This is a genomic window from Enterococcus sp. 3H8_DIV0648, from assembly GCF_002140655.1.
Lineage (GTDB): Bacteria > Bacillota > Bacilli > Lactobacillales > Enterococcaceae > Enterococcus_A > Enterococcus_A hulanensis.
Genome location: NZ_NGLG01000001.1, coordinates 953,219 through 972,238 on the forward strand (window position 1 = coordinate 953,219; position 19,020 = coordinate 972,238).

14 protein-coding genes and 1 other annotated feature are annotated in these 19,020 nt (G+C 40.8%); of the genes, 8 read left to right on the top strand and 6 right to left on the bottom strand.

The features are described 5' to 3' along the window. Positions 1-364 precede the first annotated feature (364 nt). Together A5875_RS04445 and A5875_RS04450 are read left to right on the top strand one after the other, a co-directional pair. The gene (locus tag A5875_RS04445; RefSeq protein WP_088932488.1) at positions 365-568 is read left to right on the top strand and encodes a hypothetical protein; all 204 of its coding nucleotides are present in this window, start codon (positions 365-367) and stop codon (positions 566-568) included. Positions 569-580: 12 nt separating this feature from the next. Then, entirely contained in the window at positions 581-1,075 is a 495-nt protein-coding gene (locus A5875_RS04450; RefSeq protein ID WP_088932489.1) for a hypothetical protein, read from the top strand. 93 nt (positions 1,076-1,168) lie between these two features. Here the strand turns inward: A5875_RS04450 and A5875_RS04455 are convergent, their stop codons facing one another. Continuing rightward, positions 1,169-1,765 carry a nitroreductase family protein gene (locus tag A5875_RS04455; RefSeq protein WP_088932490.1) on the bottom strand — a complete coding sequence of 199 codons (597 nt, stop codon included), beginning with the start codon at positions 1,763-1,765 and terminating at the stop codon, positions 1,169-1,171. Between the two features lie 147 nt (positions 1,766-1,912). Between A5875_RS04455 and lepB the strand changes: the two genes are divergently transcribed. The 6 genes from lepB to pheT all read left to right on the top strand — a co-directional run bounded on the left by lepB (position 1,913) and on the right by pheT (position 13,983). Next, on the top strand, positions 1,913-2,455 hold the full coding sequence (gene lepB / locus A5875_RS04460; protein WP_088932491.1) for a signal peptidase I: 543 nt from the start codon (positions 1,913-1,915) through the stop codon (positions 2,453-2,455). A 138-nt stretch (positions 2,456-2,593) separates the two neighbouring features. Beyond that, entirely contained in the window at positions 2,594-6,076 is a 3,483-nt protein-coding gene (locus A5875_RS04465; RefSeq protein WP_088932492.1) for a PD-(D/E)XK nuclease family protein, read from the top strand. Further along, positions 6,066-9,749 carry a helicase-exonuclease AddAB subunit AddA gene (gene addA / locus A5875_RS04470; RefSeq protein WP_088932493.1) on the top strand — a complete coding sequence of 1,228 codons (3,684 nt, stop codon included), beginning with the start codon at positions 6,066-6,068 and terminating at the stop codon, positions 9,747-9,749. The genes A5875_RS04465 and addA overlap by 11 nt, the downstream gene beginning before the upstream one ends. 66 nt (positions 9,750-9,815) lie before the next feature. Continuing rightward, positions 9,816-10,160: a winged helix-turn-helix transcriptional regulator gene (locus tag A5875_RS04475; protein WP_088932494.1), complete on the top strand. Its 345-nt coding sequence runs from the start codon at positions 9,816-9,818 to the stop codon at positions 10,158-10,160. A 47-nt stretch (positions 10,161-10,207) separates the two neighbouring features. Then, positions 10,208-10,407, top strand: a binding site (T-box leader). A gap of 108 nt (positions 10,408-10,515) precedes the next feature. Next, positions 10,516-11,559 (top strand): phenylalanine--tRNA ligase subunit alpha, encoded by a 1,044-nt coding sequence (pheS, locus tag A5875_RS04480; protein ID WP_088932495.1) that lies wholly within the window; start codon positions 10,516-10,518, stop codon positions 11,557-11,559. A gap of 6 nt (positions 11,560-11,565) precedes the next feature. Continuing rightward, positions 11,566-13,983 (top strand): phenylalanine--tRNA ligase subunit beta, encoded by a 2,418-nt coding sequence (gene pheT / locus A5875_RS04485; RefSeq protein ID WP_088932496.1) that lies wholly within the window; start codon positions 11,566-11,568, stop codon positions 13,981-13,983. A 56-nt stretch (positions 13,984-14,039) separates the two neighbouring features. Here the strand turns inward: pheT and A5875_RS04490 are convergent, their stop codons facing one another. The 5 genes from A5875_RS04490 to A5875_RS04510 form a co-directional block, all read right to left on the bottom strand. Continuing rightward, positions 14,040-14,393, bottom strand: coding sequence for a DUF1667 domain-containing protein (locus A5875_RS04490; protein WP_088932497.1), 354 nt, complete (start codon positions 14,391-14,393; stop codon positions 14,040-14,042). Beyond that, positions 14,390-15,652 carry an NAD(P)/FAD-dependent oxidoreductase gene (locus A5875_RS04495; protein WP_088932498.1) on the bottom strand — a complete coding sequence of 421 codons (1,263 nt, stop codon included), beginning with the start codon at positions 15,650-15,652 and terminating at the stop codon, positions 14,390-14,392. Before A5875_RS04495 ends, A5875_RS04490 begins: the two co-directional genes overlap by 4 nt. A 1-nt stretch (position 15,653) precedes the next feature. Beyond that, positions 15,654-17,102 carry an NAD(P)/FAD-dependent oxidoreductase gene (locus A5875_RS04500; RefSeq protein ID WP_088932499.1) on the bottom strand — a complete coding sequence of 483 codons (1,449 nt, stop codon included), beginning with the start codon at positions 17,100-17,102 and terminating at the stop codon, positions 15,654-15,656. Positions 17,103-17,282: 180 nt separating this feature from the next. Then, positions 17,283-17,852 (bottom strand): glycerol-3-phosphate responsive antiterminator, encoded by a 570-nt coding sequence (locus tag A5875_RS04505; RefSeq protein ID WP_088932500.1) that lies wholly within the window; start codon positions 17,850-17,852, stop codon positions 17,283-17,285. A 153-nt stretch (positions 17,853-18,005) separates the two neighbouring features. Further along, positions 18,006-18,980, bottom strand: coding sequence for a polyprenyl synthetase family protein (locus tag A5875_RS04510; protein ID WP_088932501.1), 975 nt, complete (start codon positions 18,978-18,980; stop codon positions 18,006-18,008). Positions 18,981-19,020 lie beyond the last annotated feature (40 nt).

Genomic DNA, 19,020 nt, shown 5'->3' on the forward strand with positions numbered 1-19,020 from the left:
AAAAGAATCGATTTATTTTGACCTACACGCAGGAATATGAAGTGGTCGCTCCCAGTCTTTTCCAATTGTTCGAGCGTAATCAGTTGTATCCCAGACATCTAGATGTGTATAAGAGACAGAAGTAAGATAGCGATTCCCAGAATCAGATAACAAGCACTTCTCAAATAGCCGTACTTCTTGATTGAATCAATAAAATTTGACATAAAATATCACCCCTCTTAAATAATTTTACCCGATTTGGTATCTTTTTGCTAATGAAGTGAAAATTTCGATTGTAAACCATTCCAGACTTAGGTATAATTGCGAATAACATTGATCCAAAAGCTAGACGAACAAATGAATGTCGATACTGGAGGGCTTACTCATGAATGAAGAAGAAATTGAACTTGGAAGAAATTATCGTTGCCATCCGATTGGTTTCGAGGAATGCGTAGAAGGCGAAGTAATTTCGAAGATGACGAATTGCGCTGTTGTACGCATTAACCAATGCGAAGAAGTTGACAAAGAGCAGCGAGATGACAAATCTAACATGGTTGTGGTAAAATATTCTAATTTCATTCCAAGTTAGAAGGCGGTTCTTTTGAATATATTCACATTGTTATTGGGAATTTTTACGATTGTTCTTTATGTGTTTTTACTATTGGCACGCAGAGACATTGTTATTCCGGTTTTTAAACGGCGCAAACAATATCCATTTTATCTTTTTTTAACATTGTTGATTTTATGGATTGGTTTTACTAGTTGGCAAGATTTAAACGGACGAGTCCAGACGATTTTGGCTGCGTTGGTTATGCTGAGTTTTTTATTGGATAAAAAAGGCTTTACTGAGGACAGTCTGGTTCTTTTTAGTTTAGACAATCGCGGGATTCCGCTGAATGAGATCGAGCGCGTAGTCTTATTTCAAGAAGAAAACGGCTTGATTAAACTGAACTATTTCCGAAGAGAACGTCGCGGACCAATTTTGATCTTCGATTATTCGTTGACTGAATTTGTCGTGTTTCTTTCGACACATCTCAACGAGGGCAGTACTTTAGAAATTTTAACCAAAGATGATGAAGACAAAGACGGTAAATAAGATGGCGGAAACGTCATCTTATTTTTTGTCTAAAGCTGATTAAATACAAAAAAGCGATGCTGCTTTTGCAACATCGCTTAATTTATGACTAGATTAATGGAAAACGCGGAAACGTTCGTCATCAGCTAGAAATTCTTTTTCATTTGCTTCGCCATTTTTAGAACCGAAGACTAATTGAGAACGTAATTGCCAGTTAGCAGGAATATCCCATTCCTCTGCAACAGCATCATCAATAACTGGATTATAATGTTGCAAGTTTGCACCAAGACCAGCAGCTGTTAATGCAGTCCAAGTATTTGCAGTTGCGATCCCGTTTGATTGTTCAGCCCAGTCAGGGAAGTTGTCTGCATATAATGCAAATTGTTCTTGCAAGTTTTTCACTGTGTCAGTTTCTTTGAAGAATAATACAGTACCATAAGCACTTCGGAAGCCAGCGATCTTAGCTTGTGTATTTGGGAAAACTTCTGCTGGAGTTAATGGTTTTAATGATTCCTCAACGATGTTCCATAATTTTTCGTGTGCATCGCCAAAAAGAATGACTGCCCGAGGTGATTGTGCGTTAAACGCGGTTGGACTGTTTTTCACACTATCTTTAATTAATTCAGTGATTTCTTCTTCTGTTAATTTTACGTCACGTCCTAATGAGTAATATGAACGACGATCTTTTAATGAGTCTAAAAATTGAGACATAATAATTTCCACCTTTTCTTGTTTTGTTCTTGCTTACAGAGATTACTTTCTGTCTCTTATACACATCTAGATGTGTATAAGAGACAGCAATAAACGTTTAGGAATATGATAAACTAGAAGTACGAACAGTAAAATGGAGGCTCATAAATGAATATAAAGGAAATAGGAAAATCAATTATTTGGTTTTTAATCTTAGCAGTGATTTTGATTGGCTTGCGCCATTTTGTCTTTACTCCGGTAGTAGTCAAAGGTGATTCAATGGATCCTACATTGATTGATGGCGAACGTGTCATTGCTTTGAAAAATACGGAGGTCAAGCGCTTCGACATCGTGACTTTCCCAGCACCAGACGATGAGGGAAAGAATTATATTAAACGAGTCATCGGCTTGCCAGGAGACACTGTGGAATATAAAAATGATGAGCTTTATATCAATGGAAAGAAATATGATGAACCTTATTTAGATGAATTTAAAGGTGAATTGACTGATGGCCAGCCATTGACTTATGACTTTAGTTTGAATGAGTTATCTGGTACTGAGAAGGTTCCCAAGGGTCAGTTATTTGTTCTAGGTGATAATCGTCGCATCTCAAAAGATAGCCGGATTATTGGTATGATCCAAGAGAAGGATATCATGGCAGATGTGAAGTTTGTATTTTGGCCATTGAATCGATTTGGTACAGTAGACTAGCAAAATCGCTAGTCTATTTTTTTATGGAAAAATTTCTACAATCATTAGAGTAGGTAGAAGGTAGCTTTCGTCATGCGACTTTTTGACTGAACTGTTATAATATACGGGTAACATAATTTGAAGAAATGAGGGGAAACGATGCCATTACAATTTTTGTTAGGTGCTGGACAGAATGACGCGACAGAACGAATGATTCAGACGGCGCAAGCTTGGTTAAATCAAAATCCAGAGAATCGTGTGTTTTTCTTAGTCCCCAATTACAATAAATTTGAGCAAGAAATCAATCTCTTATCTGCCATGAGACAGACTGAGAAGGCCACAGAGTTTAGTACGATTCGTACACAAGTTTTCAGTTTTCAGCGATTAGCTTGGTACTTTTTGCAGCGAGACGGACAGGTTCCAGGCAATATTCTTTCAGAAGCCGGCAATGCAATGATTTTAAGAAAAATACTTCACGAACAGCGCGAAGAGTTGACGATTTTTCGTGGTGAGGTCAACAAAACCGGGTTTATTCAACAACTGGTCGGTTTCTATCAAGAAATGCAGATCGGAAATGTAACGGTTGCCGATTTAGTGGAAAACGGCAACGATCAGGATCAAGTTTTGAAATTGCAGGATCTGCAGAAAGTCTTTACTGCCTACGAGGAAGCATTACTGACTTATCAGGTCGCAAATGAAGACCCTTTATTGTTGCTGCAAGAATACTTAAATAGTAAGAATTTGGCGAACAGTCTTTTTATTGTCAGCGGTTTTACGCGATTTAATGCACGAGAATTAAGCGTCTTAAATACATTGATGACCTGTGGAGAATTGTTTGTCTCTTTAGAACTAGATCGTCCGTATCCAAGTGAGGAACCGAATCCACTGAACTTGTTTGCTGATCCGGGCAAAACTTACTTTCAATTGAAACGCAGTGCAGATGCTCAACAGATTCCAGTACGACCGGATCAATTTGCTCAACCTAAGCAAACCGTCTTTAATCAAGTTGGCGAATTTTGGGCAAACCAAAAAAGAGTCGATTTGTCCCAATCCAACCAGCTCAACCTTACCAAATTTGGAACAGTAGCAGAGGAAATCCGCAAAGTTGGAGAAGAAATAAGGCACTTAATAATGGATGAAGGATATCGTTATAGAGATATTCAGATTCTATTACGAAATCCGCAAGTTTATAACAGTGTTTTGCCGGATATTTTCAATAAACTGGACATTCCATTTTATTTAGATGAAACACAAGAAATGGCAGCCCATCCGTTGATTGAGTTTTTACAAGCACTATTTTTGATCGATAACTATCATTATCGCATTAATGATGTCTTTCGGATGCTGCGAACCGAACTATTCGCTCCGTTTGATTGGGAAACAAATACATGGTTTACGCAGCAGCAGCAATATAGAGAAAAAATCGATCAAACAGAAAATGTTTGTTTAGCTTATAATTTCCGCGGCAGCGCCTGGACCAAAGCAGCGGACTGGGAGTTTGTAGATTATGACTTCGAGGCCGATGTTTTCAATGATGCCAAGGAACTAGAGGCAGCGACTAATGAAGTGCGCCGCTCAGTCCAACAAATTTTGCCGGAGTTCTTCAAAAAAATCAAAGAAGCTCACAGCGGTCTAGAAGCAGCGACCGTCTTTTATCATTTTCTAGAAAATAGCGGCGTGAAACGTCAGCTGCTGTTTTGGCGTGATCAAGAAGTGGAAAAAGGCAATCTGGATAAAGCTCGTAGTCATGAACAAACATGGCAGGCATTGCTTGATCTTTTAGATGAATATGTGCTGATTTACGGAGAAGACGCTTTTGATTGGGCGACTTTCCAAGAAATCTTTTTGGCTGGCTTAATGAATTTGACCTACGGAAAAATCCCTACAGCAATCGATCAAGTCCGAGTCAACGATTTAGAACTGGCTCGGGTGGACCAGATGAAGGTAACTTTTGCGATTGGGTTGAATAATAATGATTTCCCGGCTCGGTTCGATGACAAGGGGCTCTTATCAGCAGAAGAACGTTCAGTCTTCAATCAGAATCTGCCAGAGGGAAAGTTTTTACCTGAAAGCAATAGTTCAAAGGTAAATCGCGAACCATTTTTAGCATACTCTGTTTTTCTATCTGCTAGTGAAAAGCTTTATTTAAGTGTTGCGACAACCGTAGAAGGTGAAAAAAAGCTAGAAATCTCTTCCTTTTTAAGACAATTGAGCCAAGGTTTACAAGTACCAATCAGAGAAAACGAGTCATTAAAATTGATGAGCGAGCCAGAAAATCACTTAGGAACGATGCGCACGCTTTTATCAGACTTGATTGCTTTAAACCGTTTTGCTCAGGATGAAAATCGGGCCTTCTTGCCAGCGTGGCGAGAGCTGCAGAAGTTCATTCAAAACAGCTCCTTAGCTCCAATGGCACAGCGCGTCTTTAAAAGTTTGCAAGATCTTAACGTCCCGCGGGAATTATTACCAGAAACGGCGGAACGCTTATATGGGAAAAATCTCTATGTTTCTGTTTCAAGAATCGAAAACTTTTATAATTGCCAATACAAGTATTTTGCTAATTTCGGACTTGGTTTAAAAGAACGAACAGTTTATGGACTGACACCGGCAGCGGCTGGTGATTTTTACCATGAAGCGCTGGATCATTTCTTCCGGTTATTAAAGGAACAAGGCTTACGTTTAGCCGAACTGAATGAAGCGGAACGAAATCAATTAGCAGACCAAGTTTTGAAGGAAATATTCGGCGAATTAAAATTTGCAATTTTATCCAGCTCGGCACGGATGAACTATATTCGCTATCAATTATCGCGAACGATTCAAAAGGTTAGTTGGGGATTAGTACAGCAAGGCGCCAGAACTAAATTAGAACCGCAGCAAACAGAGGTCATTTTTGGTTCAATTGGCGGACAAAAGGGGATACCGGGTATCAATTTACCGTTATCCAACGGCGGTGAAGTCGCGATTCGCGGAAAAATCGATCGCTTGGATCAATTGCAAAGTGCTGAAAGTGATTGGCTAAGTGTGATTGATTACAAGTCGAGTCCTCATAGTTTTAATGTCGCAGATGCTTATTATGGTATTGCTCTGCAATTGATTACTTATTTGGACGTCGCAGTGACTGACTTCAGCCAAGCCAGCGGAAAAGCGATCAAACCTGCAGGGGCTTACTACTTGCATGTTCATAATCCCGTTTTGAAGGAACCTAAAAATATTGAAAAAGAAATGCTGAAGGCTTATCAGTACGACGGCTTATTTGCGAAGGAGCCGGAGCTTTACGATCAACTGGATCAAAGTTTACAAGAAAAGGAAAACTCATTACTATTTCCGATTAAGAAAGATAAAAACGGACAAACGGTCATCGTGCCGCAATCAAAAGATAAATTCTATGATTTATCTGAGATTGAGCTGTTGCGGGAGTACAATCGTGAGAAAATTCAAAAGGCCGGTAACCAAATCGTTTCCGGCGAGATCAAATTGAATCCTACCTATAAAGATAATCAGCGGATTGCCTGTCAGTATTGTCCATTCCGCAGTGTCTGTAAATTTGATGCCATGCTGAAAGAAAACAATTACCATCGCTTAGAAAAACTTTCTAAGGATGAAGTATTAAAACGAATGGAGGACGAACTGCATGACAAATAAGTATCCAATCCCTCCAAAAGCACCGAATGAAATGTATACCGATTCTCAGTGGCAGGCGATTTATGATCAAGGTACGAATCTTTTGGTATCGGCTTCGGCCGGATCAGGAAAAACCGCCGTGCTTGTTCGACGCGTCATTGAAAAGATCAAACGCCAGAAGCTGTCGGTTGATCAATTATTAGTAGTAACCTTTACTGAAGCTGCTGCCAGTGAAATGAAAGAACGAATCCAATCGGCATTGCAAGCGGCAATCAATGAGGAAACCGATCAAGCTTTAAAAAATCATTTTACCCGTCAATTAACGTTGCTGCCGATGGCGAATATCTCAACACTGCATTCGTTTTGTTCAAAAGTGATTCAACGCTTTTTCTATTTGATTGACTTGGATCCGAGTTACCGTATGTTAACGGATGACACGGAGACGATTTTATTAAAAGAAGACGTTTGGGATGAGCTTCGGGAAAGTTTCTATGAAGAAAATCAGGAAATCTTTTATCGCTTAACTGAGAACTTTTCAAATGATCGCAGCGACAGCGGCTTAGAAGATTTGATTCTTTCGATGTATGAGTTTGCTCGAGCGAATCCTGAACCATTTCAGTGGCTCGATGGACTGGTCGAAAATTATCGCGTGGAAAATCTAGCTGATTCAAAACTATATCATAATTTGATACGACCACAGGTGTTGACTTCTTTGCAAGAAATCATTCAAACCTATCAATGGCTGATTGATGCTAGTCAAGGAACTGAAGAATTACAAAAAATCACTGAACTGGCTCAGAACGAACAAAACACAGTTCAGCAAATCGAACAACTTTTAGTGGAGGATAAGTTAGACGATGTGTTCTCTCTTTTTGAAAACATAAAATTTCCGGCTTACCCTTCACCAAGAAAGAAAGATGTCAAAGAACTCTATGGCGATGTCATCGTCGAATGCAAAAATTATCGTGATCAAGCAAAGCAAGGTCTGACGAAGATCAAGGAAATGTACTTTGCAGTTTCACCTGAAGAGCAAGTAGAACGATTACAAGAAGCGTTGCCGCTCGTAGAGGAATTAGTTCGAGTCGAAAAACGATTCATCGAAGAATATTCAGCTAAGAAGCGAGAAAAGGGTATGCTGGATTTCAATGATTTGGAACACTTTACTTTACAGATTTTGCAAGCTGATGTCGATGGCACTAAGCCGGCTGAAAGCTATTATCAGCATCGTTTTGCTGAGGTGCTAGTTGATGAGTATCAAGATATCAATCAGCTGCAGGAAACAATCCTTTGTCAATTAAGTACAAATGAGCCTGGAAATCTCTTCATGGTCGGCGATGTGAAGCAATCCATCTATGGATTTCGGCTAGCTGATCCGACACTGTTCATTCAAAAGTATCATGATTTCGCTGAGGAAAAAGCTGGTCGGCGGATTATTTTAGCTGAAAACTTCCGTTCACATAAAGAGGTGTTAGATTTCACCAATTTGATCTTCAGTCAATTAATGGATCAATCATTGGGGCAGATCGAATATGATAAGCAGGCAGAACTGATCAACGGCTTCACCGCTTTTCCCGAAACAGACACCTTTGCACCAGAGCTGCTAATTTATCAAAAAAACGGCGAGGTTCCTGAGTGGATCGAAGATAAAGCAATGGGCGAGATATTTATGACCGCTGCCAAGATTCGCCAACTAATTGACCAGGGCTTTGAGGTTTATGATAAGAAAGCAAAAGCGATGCGTCCAGTGCGATATGAAGATATTGTTTTATTGACACCAACAAGAAGTAATAATTTAACGATTCTGGAAGTATTTAAACAGCTGGGTATTCCGTTATCTATCAATGATACACAAAATTATTTCCAATCAACGGAATTGCGAGTGATGATTTCTTTATTGCAGATCATTGATAATCCGTATCAAGATATTCCTTTAGCAGCAGTCTTGCGTTCACCGATTGTCGGTTTACAGGAAGAAGAACTGGCGCAGGTTCGCTTGGCATTACCTCAAAAAGAGTATTATCAAGCCGTAAAGGCGTATGTTCAAACGCAACAGGATGCTACCGCGGATAAATTAACCATCTTTTTATCTCAGTTAAATGAATGGCGCGAGTTCGCACGACGTGAAGCATTAGCGAATCTATTGGTCAAGATATATAACGAAACAGCTTATTTGGATTATGTTTTAGGGATGCCGGCTGGCCAGCAGAGGCATGCAAATTTGCTGGCATTGATCGAACGTGCTAAAGATTACGAACGCAGCAGCTTCCGCGGGCTGTATCAGTTTATTCGCTTTATTGAGAAAATGCAGGAAAAGGATAAAGATTTAGGCGAACCACCGACAGAAGAAGTTCAAGACGCTGTGCGGGTAATGACGATTCACGGCAGTAAAGGGCTGGAATTCCCGGTAGTATTTTTAATGGATATGAGCAAAAGCTTCAATGTTCAAGACACACGCAGAAATTATGTTTTCGACGAACGATTAGGACTCGGTGTAAAATTACTGACACCGGACACTCGAGTTAGAAAAGACACTTTGCTGTTCCAAACAGTCAAACAAAAGAATCTTAACAAACTTCTTTCGGAAGAAATGCGAAAATTATATGTTGCTTTGACTCGCGCAGAACAAAAACTATTCCTAGTTGGGTCTTATGATGATGAAGAAGCGGCATATAAAACTTGGAGCAAGGGTTCTTTGAATGATAATCTGGTTTTAGATACCGGACTTCGAAGCGGTCAAAATGACAGTTTCTTTGACTGGGTCGGCTTAACCTTGTTTAGGCATCCAATTATGGATAATTATCAGAAAGAATATGCTGTCAATCGACCGGCTGTTTTGAAGCAGCATCCGGCAGTCTTTAAGCTGGACTTTATTGATCCGCAAATGATTGCGGAAGCTGTGCAGGGATATCTGCCAGAGATCAAGACATTGGAAATCCCGCAAGGCGCAGTCAATATTCAGCCATTGAAAAAACGATTGCTATTCAAATATCCTTATCCTGAAGCGACAAAAACAACGAGTTATCAGTCTGTATCAGAACTTAAACGGCTGTATGATGATCCGGATAATCGAGAAACATTGGAGCTTACTCCAACTCCTGCACAGACACAATATCGTTTTACTGAAAGCGACTTAGGCGAACCAAAATTTTTAGGGACTAAAAAGGAGCTGTCCGCTGCTGAAATCGGAACGGCGACTCACTTAGTGATGCAGTTATTACCGTTGCAGAAGAACCCTCAGCGCGACATGATCGAAGCATTGATTGACGACTTAGTTTCTCGACAAACCTTGACTAAAGAGATTGCGGAAAAAATTTCTGTTGATAATATCCTGCGATTTCTCGAGTCTGATATTGGTCAATTTGTCATTCAGCATGCCGAGCATTTATATCGGGAAGAGCCATTTGCGATGCTGCTGCCAGCCGATCAATTATTTAGCGATTATCAAAATCAGGATGAGATTTTGATTCATGGGATTATTGACGGATATTTAGAGTTTGACGATAGGATTCTTTTATATGATTTGAAAACTGATTACTATACGCCTGAAAGAGAAAAGATGCTGATCGATCGTTATCGTGGCCAATTGCATTTATATAAGGACGCTTTAGAAAAGGCAAAACAAAAGCCTGTTGAAGCCGCATATCTTATCTTTTTACAAGGAAACCAGGCAATTAATTTGTTAGATACTCCTTAATTACAGGCAAGTTGTACTTATAAAAGGTAAGTGATGTGCTATAATCTTTCTATCGAGGTGAGAATTATGGAACAAGTAGAGGTAATGGACTTTTCGCTTTGTCCGAAATTTGAGAAGGGTTTTCAGATTTTAGGCAAAAAATGGAATGGTTTGATTATTGATGTGTTGCTAGAAGGCGGACCTCAAAGATTTGTTGATATTGCTGCGATGATTCCAGATGTTAGTGATCGAGTCTTGACTGAACGACTGAAGGAATTAGAAGCAGAGGGCATTGTTGGACGCGTGATTGCCTGTGAAAGCCAAAAACGGATGGATTATTGTTTGACGAATAAAGGCGAAGCTTTGAAAAATGTCATGAACGAGATCCATCAATGGGGTCATACTTGGATCACGGATGAAGAATGTAGTTGATAAATTTTTTGATTTCTTGTAGTATTGGGATAGTCAATTGAATAGTTTAAAAAGCGTTGATGGAAAAGAGTAATCTTTTTGGATCTTAAAAGGGAATGTCTGTCGTTGACTGGAAGCAGACTAAGAAAAGAAAAGATGAAGTTCACTTCTGGAGCTTGTCGAAAGACCGGCATAGCCGTTAAAAAGTGAGAGCGTCAATTTATTCAGTTGGCGAATTAGGATGGTAACGCGAGACCTCGTTCCTTTATGGAACGAGGTCTTTTTGCGATTTCTGCGTTAGGAAATCATAAGAATTCGATAGGGCTTCTTTTGGAGGTTTCTATCTTTTTAAAGCAATAGGGAAAGGAAGAAAACAATGAGTTTACAAGAGCAATTAGAAGAACTAAAAAGTCAGACGCTAGCAAAAATCGACGCGGCTGATGAGCTTTCTGCCGTTGAAACGATTCGGGTAGAAACGCTAGGGAAAAAAGGACCAATCACCGAAGTATTAAGAGGAATGCGCGAGCTTTCAGCAGAAGAACGTCCGAAAGTCGGCGCCTTTGCTAATGAGATTCGAGATCTATTGACCGAAGCAATCGAAGAACGAAAGGCTGCCTTGACTGAATTAGCTTTAGAAAAGCAATTAGCAGCAGAAACTTTAGATGTAACACTGCCGGGTAAACAGGTTACTCAAGGCACGCGCCATGTATTGACTCAAATCATGGAGGAAATCGAAGATACTTTTGTTGGTATGGGCTATCAAATCGTTGAAGGAACAGAGATCGAATCCGATCATTATAATTTTGAACGAATGAACCTGCCTAAGGATCATCCTGCTCGTGATATGCAAGATACGTTTTATATTTCTGACGATGTGTTGTTACGTACCCATACATCACCAGTCCAAGCACGAACAATGGAAAAACATGATTTTTCTAAAGGTGCCTTGCGAATGATTTCACCTGGTAAAGTATTCCGTCGTGATACCGACGATGCTACTCATAGTCATCAATTCCATCAAATCGAAGGCTTAGTCGTGGACAAAGGAATTACGATGGGGGATCTGAAGGGAACGCTGGAAGTATTATTGAAGGAATTATTCGGTGCAGACCGTAAGATTCGTTTGCGTCCAAGTTATTTCCCATTTACTGAACCATCTGTTGAAGTAGATGTCAGCTGCTTCAAATGCGGCGGTAAAGGCTGCAACGTCTGCAAGCATACTGGTTGGATCGAAATTCTTGGTGCCGGCATGGTTCATCCTGATGTACTGGAAATGTCAGGCATTGATTCAAAAGAATATTCTGGTTTTGCTTTCGGCTTAGGACCAGACCGGATCGCTATGCTGCGCTATGGTGTCAATGATATTCGAAATTTCTATTTAAACGATGTTCGTTTCTTGGAACAATTCAAGGGGGAGTAAGAAGCAATGTTAGTTTCATATAAATGGTTAAATGAATACGTCGATGTTAAGGACGTTACACCAAAAGATTTGGCGGATCGCCTTTCACTAACGGGTATTGAAGTTGAAGGATTAGAATCTCCGGAAGAGGGATTGAAAAAAATCGTCGTTGGCGATGTGAAAGAATGTATCCCGCATCCTGACTCAGACCATCTTTCAATTTGTCAGGTGGATATCGGTGAAGAAGAATTATCTCAGATTGTCTGCGGAGCACCAAACATCAAAGCTGGAGTAAAAGTAATCGTGGCTTTGCCCGGATCTCGGATCGCTGGCAATGTAAAAATTAAAAAAGGAAAAATGCGCGGTCAAGTTTCTAACGGTATGATCTGCTCATTGCAAGAGCTTGGCTATAGTGATTCCGTGATTCCTAAAGAATATGCTGAAGGAATTTATTATTTACCAGAGGAAGCAATCGTCGGAGAACCTGTTTTTCCATATTTAGAAATGGACGATACGATCATTGATCTATCGATTACGCCAAATCGCGCTGACGCCTTGAGCATCCGTGGTGTTGCCCATGAAGTAGCGGCAATTTATAACAAAGAAGTTCATTTTCCTGCTGCGGAATTAAAAGAAGCAGACGAAAAAGCCAGCGATAAAATCAAAGTTTCTGTGACCGACGAAAATGATGCACCGCATTATGAAATCCGAATCATCGAAAACGTAAAGATTGGTCCTAGTCCACAATGGCTGCAAAACCGCTTGATGAATGAAGGCATTCGCCCAATCAGCAATGTGGTGGATGTGACGAACTATATCCTATTATTGTTCGGACAACCCTTACATGCCTTTGACTATGACAAATTAGGCAGTAACGAAATCATGGTTCGCCGAGCAAAAGAGAATGAACCATTTACAACATTGGATAGTGTAGAACGAACGTTGAATCCGGAAAATATCGTGATCACTAATGGCGAGATTCCTGTTGCTTTGGCAGGCGTTATGGGTGGTTTGGATTCAGAGATTACTGATGAAACAACTACTGTAGCTTTAGAAATGGCGATGTTTGACCATACGTTGGTTCGTCGCACTTCACAAAGTTATAACTTGCGCAGCGAATCATCAATGCGTTTTGAAAAGGGCATCAATCAAGGCGATATCAGTTTAGCTGGTGAAGTTGCAGCGGCAATGATCGCAGAATTAGCTGGCGGCAAGGTTTTACAAGGCGCTGTCAAAGGCAGTGAAGTTGAGCCAAAAAATGTCGAGGTAAGTACGACCCTTGAAAATGTCAATCGTTTCCTAGGAACGGATTTATCACAAGAACAAGTAAATGATATTTTCAAAGCACTTGGTTTTGCCTCAGAGGTTAAGGCAGGGGTAACAACTGTCAGCGTGCCGCCGCGTCGTTGGGATATTACGATCGAAGCTGATTTGATGGAAGAGATCGCTCGAATCTATGGATATAATAATTTGCCTTCAACATTGCCGGAAGGTCAAACGGTCGCAGGCTTCTTAACCGAAGCGCAAAAAGCGGCAAGAAAAGTTCGAAATATTTTAGAAGGCGCTGGTTTGTCAGAAGCAATCAGTTACGCGTTGACAACGGAAGCGAAAGCACAGCAATTTCTTTTAAATGAAAGCAAGGTGACTCGTGTCGCTTGGCCGATGAGTGAAGAACGATCAACGATGCGCTTGAACTTAATCAGCGGATTGCTAGAAGATTTATCATATAATGTGGCTCGTAAAAATAATGATGTGGCTTTCTATGAAATTGGACATGTTTTTTATCAAAACAATGATCCTAAAAAGGATCTGCCAATCGAGCAAAATCATGTAGCGATCGCTGTGACAGGAAATGTCGTCGACAAATCTTGGGCAGGAAAAGCGGAAGCGTGTGATTACTACACCATCAAAGGGATGGTTGAGGAGCTGATCGCAGGTTTAGGCCTTACTGAAGGTATCTCCTATCAAGCAATCCAAATGCCTGAAATGCACCCAGGCCAAACTGCCGGCATTTATTTAGGTGAAGAATTGATTGGTTTTGTTGGTCAAGTTCATCCGAAGATGGCCGCAAGTTATGAATTGAAATCGGCTTATGTAGCTGAAATGAACTTAGAGGCATTGATTGGAAAAGAACAGTCGCCGCTAGTCTTTGAAGCTGTTTCAAAATATCCTGCTGTCAGCCGTGATATCGCTCTGTTAGTTAATGAAGCACATACGAACTCGGACATTACCGAAGTTATCACAGCAGCAGCTGGAAAATTCTTGACTAAACTGCAAGTTTTCGATGTTTATCAAGGTGAAAATATCGAAGCAGGCAAGAAGTCAATGGCGTATAATCTAACCTTCGTGAATCCTGAAGCGACGTTGACTGATGAAGAGATTAATCGCATCATGGCAAAAGTTACTAAGAAGTTAGAAGAAAACATCCAAGCGGTTATCCGCTAAGCAAATAAACAGCCCTCAAAAATAAATTTTTTGAGGGCTGTTTTGGTGACCAAAAGTTAACTTGCCTGAATTTCACTAGTTACGACAACATCGACACCAGTATCTAAAAGATTTTTTATCGCAATATCACCGATTTTAACCGGAGCCTGCAACTGAACTTTATTAATTTCTTTCATCGCAGCTAAAACTGCTTTTTTAGGAATACCATCGGCGGTTTTTACCGAGCAGAGATGACCGCTGCCGCCATCAACGATGACAGTCGAGGTAACGACTCTTACAGGATTCGTGGCTTCCGCTTTACCATATTTCACGCCTTTATTGCAGCTATATCCGCTAACTTGATAATCATTGTTTTCATCAACCGTTAGGTGACAGCCTTTTGGACACATGATACAGATAAAATTTTTCATCCCTTCGACACCTCCTCCACGCAAATCTCGATCTCACCATTAGTAACCTTATCCAAAACTTTTTTTGACAGCTTGAATTTTTCCATTTCGCCTGGGACAATATACGTTTTTTTCTGTTTCGCCAGAACTTCACCTTGTGATTTGATCAGAATTTGACTGTCATCAAATACCTTATTGACACGGAAGAAGAGATCGGTTCGGCGCTCGACGTTTTCATTACGGATCTTTTGCGGAACAACATAGGTGACATGATCACCGTTTTTGATAGTGAGACATTGAGCGGGCTCCGCAGCTTGTTCTAAAATATAGGAAGCGGCAGAAGTGCCGGCCTTGATACTTTCAGCAGTTACAAAATCTACCAAATCATGCACGTGAACAACATTCCCGCAAGCGAAGATGCCCGGTACAGAGGTTTCCATATTTTCATAAACAAAAGGACCACTAGTTTTTGTATCTAAATCAAGCTTGGCATCTCGGCTCAGCTCATTTTCAGGAATCAAACCGACGGATAATAAAATCGTATCACAGTCAAAAATTTGTTCCGTACCAGAAATCGGCTGCCGTTTTTCATCTACTTCTGAGACGACCACTTGCTCGACCCGGTTTTTTCCGCGAATTTCAGTAATTGTATGAGATAGCAGAAGAGGGATTTCATAATCATCTAAACACTGAACAATATTTCGAGTCAATCCGCCAGAGTAGGGCATGACTTCCACACAAGCCAAGACTTCGGCACCCTCGAGTGTCATTCGTCGGGCCATGATTAAGCCAATATCACCAGAACCCAGAATGATTACTTTTTTTCCAACCAAGTAACCTTCCATATTGACATATCGTTGCGCTGTACCAGCAGTAAACACACCAGCTGGACGACTGCCGGCAATCCCAATAGCTCCACGGGTTCGCTCACGGCACCCCATAGCAAATACTAAAGCTTTCGTTTTTAGGATTTGATAGCCGTGTTCCTTGTTGACGATGTGCACCTCTTTATCTTCGGTGACTTCTAAAACCATCGTGTCTAGTAAAACTTTAATCGTTGTTTCTTTGACCATTTCAATAAAGCGCGCTGCATATTCCGGTCCGGTCAGTTCCTCCTTAAAATAGTGGAGACCAAAACCGTTATGAATACATTGATTCAAAATTCCTCCAAGCTTTTGATCTCGTTCAATAATCAAAATATCTTTGACGCCTTTTTCGTATGCCGCTACAGCTGCTGCCAAGCCAGCCGGACCGCCGCCAATTACGATTAATTCATGCATATCAACGTCCTCCTTTTGTTGCGTCAACTAAAATATAGCTGCCTTCACGATCCTGCAGAATATCCAAAGGTGATTTATGAGCTTCTTCCGCTAAAATGTCAACAACTCGCGGACCGCAAAAGCCGCCCTGACACCGACCCATTCCGGCATTGCATCTTCGTTTGATACCATCAACAGAAACTGGTGGAATAGGAGAGTGGGCAGCTGCTCTAATTTCACCTTCAGTAATCGTCTCACAGCGGCAGATAACTCTGCCGTAATTCTCATCCTTAGAAATGACTGCATTTTTTTCCTCAAGACTCAGCTCTTCAAAGACGATTTTTTCCCGTGAATCAAGATACTCATCTTTTTGAACAAAGTTCTTGTGAACAGATTTTTCCATCATCTCAATACCGTATAAAGCAATCGCAGGGGCTGATGTAAGACCAGGTGATTTAATGCCGGCTAGGTCAATAAAACCAGGAGCCGCTTCCTGTAAGACAAAATCGCCAACGCTATTATTGGCACGAACACCAGAGAAATTCCGAATGGATTGCCGCAAGTTAAGATCTGGAAGAGACTTTCTAGCTAAATCGGCAACTGTTTTTAACCCGACAATCGTATTTCCGGTATCTTTTCCGCTATCCAGTTCATTTTTCTGAACTGCCTCCGAATTCGGTCCAACGACTAAATTTCCGTGAACAGTCGGGCTGACTAAAACGCCTTTTCCAATACTAGAAGGACACTGGAAGATTACATGATTTACGACGGTTCCTTCTGATTTGTCTAATAGATAGTACTCACCACGCTTCGGTGTAATCTCAAAATTGGGTTCAGCGATTAAGTTGTGGATATCATCTGAGTGAACGCCGGCCGCATTAAAGACGTACCGTGTTTGATAAGTTGCTCTATTTGTGCTGATTTCATAACCCTCGGCTATTTTTCTGATACCAGACACGCGATTATTCAACGCTAGCTCCACACCATTTCTTACGGCAGTTTCTGCTAAGGCGAGGCAAAATTCCCACGGATTTACGATCGCTGCGGTAGGGGCATAGAGGGCACCTAGACTTTCATGAGAAAGATTCGGTTCCATCTGATGAAGTGCCGCTTGGTCAAGCAGCTCCAGATCCTTTACGCCATTTTTATTTCCCCGCTCATAAAGCTCTTGAATCAACTCAAGCTCCTCAGCTGAAAAAGCGACGACTAGCGAACCAATTTGATCATAATGAACAGACAGCTTTTGACACAGTTCCTTTGCACGTTCGGCGCCTTCAACATTAAGTCTTGCCATCAAGCTGCCAGGTTCTGGATCGAAACCAGCGTGCAAGATAGCACTGTTTGCTCTAGTGGCTCCTAAACTAACATCATTTTCCGCTTCCAAGACGAGTGTTTTCAGTTGATACTTGCTTAGTTCATAGGCAGTTGCGGCGCCAACGATTCCGCAACCGATTACAATTACATCATACATAGTTTTTTCCTCCTGCTTATTTAGGTTCCTACTCACTTAGTGCCAGCATTTTGAACGCAGCAAAAAAGAGTATAGTTAACAAACGCCAATGATTGTTGACGTTTGCCGCTATACTCTTTTTATCTCTAGCCGATATTTAATTACCTGTATTATAACACCTTTATAAAGGATCAACAATCGTTAAATTGACCAAATTGAACTTTCCGTCGTTGATACAGCAAGGCTTCCAGCACCTAAAGCCCCCATGATGTCTTCTTTGTCACGAATCAAGCCGCCGACGACCAGCGGTTTTTTAGAATGATTAACCAGCTCCTTGATAATCTTGGGTGAAACACTGGGAAGGACCTCGACCAAATCAGCCTCGGTATATTTCAGCTGGCGATCGACATTTTCCAAAGCGGAAGAGTCTAATAGAAAGAAACGCTGGATTGCCAAGAGCCCATGTTTTTTTGCATGACGAATGATTGCCGGTTTTGTGGAAATAATTCCGTCAAAGGAAGTGGACTGTTTAATATAATCAATCGCTGTTTCATCTGAAGATAGACCCTTCACCAAATCCGCATGCAAAATGGCTGTTTTTCCGCTTGCTTTGATTTTTTGAGACAAGTCAGCCAGCTCCATTAGGTGAGATTGGAGAATAAAGATGACTTCACTTTCTGATTTTATAGCCGCTTCCAGCTCAGCTTCATTTTTGGCTGCCGCGATTACAGGGGAGAGTTCCAATTTTTGATATAGTTCATGAGTATTCATCTATCATTGCTCCTTATATGTTTTCGTTTTCATTTTACCATGTCGGAAATGGAAGAAGAAGCCTTGCTGGTAAGGATTGAAGATAAAAAATCCCTAAACACATGATTTTTTAAGTAATCATGTGTTTAGGGATCTATTTGAAAGGGCTTGAGATTAATAAGAACGCTCCAACAGTTGAACAGCAACCGTTTTAAGGATCTCCTTACTCTTGCCATCAGGTAATTCTTGGATCTCATTTAATGCTTTTTTAGTCAATTTTTCTGCGAAATCAAGCGCACCGGCAATCCCGCCAAGACTATCAACATAGTAAGCTAATTGAATCAGCTCTTGTCGTGACAAAGTTTCGGGATGTTCTAGATAAGGGCGGATGACTTCCGGCTGATTATCACGGGCAATCAATAAAGGCAGCGTGAAGATGCCTTGCTGTACATCAGTTAAGATTGGCTTTTGATCATTTCCCAGCTCTAAGGAGAAATTTAAGATATCATCATAAATTTGAAAAGCTAACCCGATGGCAGAACCGATTCGTTTAGCGCGAGACTGCAGTTTCTTATCCGCCCCGCCAAAATAAGCACCTTCATGGCAGCTAAGCCGAATCAATTCAGCGGTTTTACCATTAATGTTCCGCAAATAATCACCAATCGTTTGATCTGGATCGAAAGTACAAGTCATTTGTGTTAGTTCGCCCTGCAAGACCTTCTTCATCGCTTGAGCATTCTTTAAGAGGAATGGGGTATGACTCATACATTCTGCTAACAGCTCAAAATAACTAGTATACATAAAATCTCCGGTGTAAACTGCTACGTCTTTACCAAAGCGCGACTGGACCGATGGCAAGCCGCGGCGGGTTGGCGAATCATCAATAATGTCATCATGGACAAGTGTGGCTGAATGCAGCAATTCAAGTGATGCTGCGATTTTTACTAATTGTTCTTGTTCTTTTTTATCTCCAAAATCAGCGAAAAGAAAAAAGAGTGCCGGACGGATCATTTTTCCTCCTGTAGAAGAAAATTTTGTGATGGCCTCTTCAATCGATTTATTATTAATAACAAGTCTTTGTGAGATCAATTTCTTAACTTGGATTAGATTTTCCTGTATTTTGGGATATTCATTCCAGTAGTCTAACATAACTGCTCCTTCTAACAACGTTTTCAAGTTTATTTTAGCG

What these genes read in the sequence shown, in the direction of transcription:
- A5875_RS04475 (WP_088932494.1), top strand. Translation starts at nt 9,816, where the DNA reads ATGGAACAAGTAGAGGTAATGGACTTTTCGCTTTGTCCGAAATTTGAG.
- A5875_RS04495 (WP_088932498.1), bottom strand. Translation starts at nt 15,652, where the DNA reads ATGCATGAATTAATCGTAATTGGCGGCGGTCCGGCTGGCTTGGCAGCA.
- A5875_RS04490 (WP_088932497.1), bottom strand. Translation starts at nt 14,393, where the DNA reads ATGAAAAATTTTATCTGTATCATGTGTCCAAAAGGCTGTCACCTAACG.
- pheT (WP_088932496.1), top strand. Translation starts at nt 11,566, where the DNA reads ATGTTAGTTTCATATAAATGGTTAAATGAATACGTCGATGTTAAGGAC.
- A5875_RS04510 (WP_088932501.1), bottom strand. Translation starts at nt 18,980, where the DNA reads ATGTTAGACTACTGGAATGAATATCCCAAAATACAGGAAAATCTAATC.
- A5875_RS04445 (WP_088932488.1), top strand. Translation starts at nt 365, where the DNA reads ATGAATGAAGAAGAAATTGAACTTGGAAGAAATTATCGTTGCCATCCG.
- lepB (WP_088932491.1), top strand. Translation starts at nt 1,913, where the DNA reads ATGAATATAAAGGAAATAGGAAAATCAATTATTTGGTTTTTAATCTTA.
- pheS (WP_088932495.1), top strand. Translation starts at nt 10,516, where the DNA reads ATGAGTTTACAAGAGCAATTAGAAGAACTAAAAAGTCAGACGCTAGCA.
- A5875_RS04455 (WP_088932490.1), bottom strand. Translation starts at nt 1,765, where the DNA reads ATGTCTCAATTTTTAGACTCATTAAAAGATCGTCGTTCATATTACTCA.
- A5875_RS04465 (WP_088932492.1), top strand. Translation starts at nt 2,594, where the DNA reads ATGCCATTACAATTTTTGTTAGGTGCTGGACAGAATGACGCGACAGAA.
- addA (WP_088932493.1), top strand. Translation starts at nt 6,066, where the DNA reads ATGACAAATAAGTATCCAATCCCTCCAAAAGCACCGAATGAAATGTAT.
- A5875_RS04505 (WP_088932500.1), bottom strand. Translation starts at nt 17,852, where the DNA reads ATGAATACTCATGAACTATATCAAAAATTGGAACTCTCCCCTGTAATC.
- A5875_RS04500 (WP_088932499.1), bottom strand. Translation starts at nt 17,102, where the DNA reads ATGTATGATGTAATTGTAATCGGTTGCGGAATCGTTGGCGCCGCAACT.